The sequence below is a fragment of the Streptomyces xylophagus genome (genome assembly GCF_000716435.1).
Lineage (GTDB): Bacteria > Actinomycetota > Actinomycetes > Streptomycetales > Streptomycetaceae > Streptomyces > Streptomyces xylophagus.
Window position 1 is genome coordinate 1 of the sequence record NZ_JNWO01000079.1, and the last position, 1602, is coordinate 1602.

General features: G+C 62.8%; 3 protein-coding genes. All 3 read right to left on the reverse strand.

Annotation, left to right across the window (positions count from 1 at the left end; translation table 11 throughout):
- Positions 1-270: hypothetical protein (locus tag OO70_RS50235; RefSeq protein ID WP_043688219.1), on the reverse strand; the 270-nt coding region annotated here is incomplete at its 3' end.
- A 749-nt stretch (positions 271-1019) separates the two neighbouring features.
- A complete protein-coding gene (locus tag OO70_RS50240) occupies positions 1020-1226 on the reverse strand; it encodes a hypothetical protein (RefSeq protein WP_030529699.1) in 207 nt (68 codons plus the stop codon).
- A gap of 11 nt (positions 1227-1237) precedes the next feature.
- Positions 1238-1602, reverse strand: a 365-nt coding sequence (locus tag OO70_RS50245) for a hypothetical protein (RefSeq protein WP_158711679.1), incomplete at its 5' end; no start/stop codon positions are given.

A 1602-nucleotide genomic window follows, 5' to 3' on the forward strand; every position in this document is an offset into this window, starting at 1 on the left:
GGGCTCGGCGGCGTCCACGACCGCCTCGTACTGCTTCAGCTCTTCGGACGCGTTCGCCAGGGCGGGGCAGCGGTCGCAGTATTCCGAGTTGAGGCGCGCAACGCGTGCGTGCTCTTCGAGCGCCGCTTCGATCACGTCCGCGCTGCCGCTCACGAAGACGACCTCACGGTTCTCGAAGGTGATGGCGGTGTTCTGCCGCATCTCGCCGGTCTCGCGATCTGACCGCTCGTAGCCGACCATAGACACGATCAGCTCGGGTCGCCGGATCACGACCGGGTTCCCTTTCGGTGTGGTGAATTGGATGGACAAACGGATTGCCTCGATGTTGGGGGTACGGTAGGTCTGTAACCTCCCATTCCTCACACCGTCAATTAAATCTCCCTCCCTGGCTGAACGACTGACCGACTGAGAGGCCGAACGCCTGACCGCCTCACAGCCACCCGCTGAGAGCCTGACCGCCTGACCGGCCTCCCAGGACCACCAGCCGCCCCGGCTCAACGCCTGGCCTCGGCATCAGGGCTCCACGGCCCCACAGCAACGGAGAGCACGATCAGATCGGGGAGACCCTCCGCCGCTCAGACGGTCAGACCCTCCATCAAACCTACCCTCCGCCCTCCCCCTAAAGGGGGAAGGGCCGGAAGGTCGGAAGGTTTGAAGGTTTCAGATCGGAAGGTACGGAAGGTTTAAAGTCGGAAGGTCATCGACCGATTATGCTTTCAGATCAATACGTTGCCGCGATTGTAAACCTTCCGCTCGCGCCGATTTTGACCTTCCGATATCGGTAACCTTCCAAACCTTCCACCGGAAGGCCGGAAGGTCAAAGTGCTTTTTTTGTTGTTTATCAATACGTTAAACGAAATGACGACCTTCCGACCTTCCACTAAACCTTCCGGATTGGAGGGTCTAATGGAAGGTCATCGGAAGGTCGTTCAGGCCTTGGCGAGCTGGATGAAGCACCAGATCGCGAGCGCGCCAGGGATGGCGAGGCCGAGGGCGAAGAGAGCCAGGAGCGCCATCGGTCAGGCCTTGTCGGCGGTCAGGCGCTCGGCCCAAGCCACCTTGTGGCGCTTGCCGCTCAGCGTGACGTGGGTGGTTCGGGCGGTGGGCTTGTGGACCTGCCACCACATCCAATGACCGATCCGGTCTGTGCAGGCCTCATCGCGGTACGCGACGACGTTGTTGCCTTCGCTGCCAGGCTCCCGGCGCAGGTAGACAGTGGTCTCCATGTTGTCCTCCCTCAAGAGCGCGTGGCGTCGACCCACAGGGCCACGGAGACCCGCGTGAGCACGTAGATGAGCATGGGGATCGAGAGCCCCAGGATGCAGGCCGAGGCGATCACCGGCCAGCCGGTCGCGACGCTGGCGAACGCGTAGGCGTTCATGCAGGCGGACACGATGAGGGTGCCGATGATAGTGGGGCCTGCCCACGTCATGATCGCCTTGCGGAGCGATTCGGTCGTCGTGCAGAGCTGGCCGAGTTCGAGCGCGATGAAGCCGAGGTCGATGCCGACGGCCATAGCCCAGGCGTGCGCAGGATCGCTGTGGGTGAGCGCGCCGATCCCGGCCGCAAGATGGGAGAGCGAGAGTCCCATCAGCACCAGGG